1 protein-coding gene is annotated in these 592 nt (G+C 42.4%); it reads left to right on the top strand.

What is annotated here, in order from left to right; all coding sequences use genetic code 11:
* Nucleotides 1-41: 41 nt before the first annotated feature.
* Nucleotides 42-458 carry a GNAT family N-acetyltransferase gene (locus A1QC_RS01945; RefSeq protein ID WP_017023689.1) on the top strand — a complete coding sequence of 139 codons (417 nt, stop codon included), beginning with the start codon at nucleotides 42-44 and terminating at the stop codon, nucleotides 456-458.
* Nucleotides 459-592: the final 134 nt, after the last annotated feature.

The raw sequence follows: 592 nt of genomic DNA, 5'->3' as shown, positions 1-592 counted from the left end.
CTTCGTGGGAGTCATTATGTCTATGTGATAAGGAGGTCACATTGAATATTGAATACAAAGTTAACCAACAGATCTCAGCTGACGAGTTTATTGGTTTGCTTAAGCGCTCGACGTTGGGAGAGCGTAGACCAATAGAAAATATCGAATGTATCAACGGTATGTTGGACAATAGTAATCTCATAATCACTGCTTGGGATGGTCCTAAACTGGTTGGTATTTCTCGCTCTATTACGGATTTCCATTATTGTTGTTATCTGTCCGACCTAGCGGTTGATGAATCGTACCAAAGGTCGGGAATAGGCAAGCATTTACAAGTTCAAACTCAAGCTCAAATTGAGCCTACATGTAAACTGTTTTTAATCGCCGCACCGGCAGCCAATGACTATTATGGACAAATTGGCTACACCAAAAACGAGCGTTGTTGGGTGTTGGAGCGTGGTAGTGAAATTATCACATAACAAAGCATTTAAGAGTGATTCCCAACGCTTGGCATTTTTCATTCCATCGTTGGGTTTCGTGTTTACGGTGGTATGGTTTAGTTTGGTGGTAGCGTTGCTCACACCTTAATGCGGCGTTGGTATGACTCCCACTG

Origin of the sequence: Vibrio rumoiensis 1S-45 (assembly GCF_000286955.2) — a bacterium.
Classification (GTDB): Bacteria; Pseudomonadota; Gammaproteobacteria; order Enterobacterales; family Vibrionaceae; genus Vibrio; species Vibrio rumoiensis_A.
This window is presented reverse-complemented; position numbering and strand designations above follow the sequence as displayed.